The following is a 1,336-nucleotide window of genomic DNA, read 5'->3' on the forward strand; positions in this document are numbered from 1 at the left end:
ATACCAAAAGATCGGTATTGGCCGGGTCGGCGGCTGTCAGGCGGGCCATGTCGAATACATCCAGGCTAAAGGCTGTTGCAGGGGTGTATCCTGTAGCGCTTACAATGCCATTGGCAATAGCGATGTAGTTTTTATTCTCTGTCAGATTAACGGTAATGGGTCCTACACCATTGCCGATACCGGCGCCGGCAGGAGCCACCACGATGTTGAGGTCAACACCTGCGGGTACATCCATGAAGGCTGTTGCCTGGCGGAAACCCACATCTTTAAGGAATTCCTCACCATTGACAAAGATGTCGACTTTTTCCACTGCGGCATCGGCCGAGTTGTGGATGATCTGCAGTTTGGCCATGGGAACATAGGCAGGCAGGGCAATCAGGTTGCCGCCGGCAGCAGTTGCCACAAAAAGTCCAAAGGGCTTGCCATCGCTGTTGTTGGCTGGATTGAGGAAACCACTGGCTACTACGGTCAGGGCTGCGCCATCCAGATCAAGGGTGGCCAGGGGGGCCACAAAAGAAGCTACGGTGGTTAATCCGTCGGCAGTACGTACTTCCAGGATAAGATCGCTGGTGGGCACGCCCAAATATCCGGCAAAGTCACCATATTCGAAAGCAAATAACTGGCTGGCACCATCTTTTACCCACACACTCACTTCGGGAGCATCGGTAGAACCGTGGAATACCAAAAGATCGGTATTGGCCGGGTCGGCGGCTGTCAGGCGGGCCATGTCGAATACATCCAGGCTAAAGGCTGTTGCAGGGGTGTATCCTGTAGCGCTTACAATGCCATTGGCAATAGCGATGTAGTTTTTATTCTCTGTCAGATTAACGGTAATGGGTCCTACACCATTGCCGATACCGGCGCCGGCAGGAGCCACCACGATGTTGAGGTCAACACCTGCGGGTACATCCATGAAGGCTGTTGCCTGGCGGAAACCCACATCTTTAAGGAATTCCTCACCATTGACAAAGATGTCGACTTTTTCCACTGCGGCATCGGCCGAGTTGTGGATGATCTGCAGTTTGGCCATGGGAACATAGGCAGGCAGGGCAATCAGGTTGCCGCCGGCAGCAGTTGCCACAAAAAGTCCAAAGGGCTTGCCATCGCTGTTGTTGGCTGGATTGAGGAAACCACTGGCTACTACGGTCAGGGCTGCGCCATCCAGATCAAGGGTGGCCAGGGGGGCCACAAAAGAAGCTACGGTGGTTAATCCGTCGGCAGTACGTACTTCCAGGATAAGATCGCTGGTGGGCACGCCCAAATATCCGGCAAAGTCACCATATTCGAAAGCAAATAACTGGCTGGCACCATCTTTTACCCACACACTCACTTCGGG

The 1,336-nt window shown here is 53.7% G+C and carries 1 protein-coding gene; it reads right to left on the bottom strand.

The genetic code is table 11. The annotated features are described in order from the left end of the window. Window positions 1-1,336: DUF4397 domain-containing protein (locus tag EYB53_RS25290; protein ID WP_135482430.1), on the bottom strand; the 1,336-nt coding region annotated here is incomplete at both ends.

The organism is Candidatus Chloroploca mongolica (assembly GCF_004762035.2).
Lineage (GTDB): Bacteria > Chloroflexota > Chloroflexia > Chloroflexales > Chloroflexaceae > Chloroploca > Chloroploca mongolica.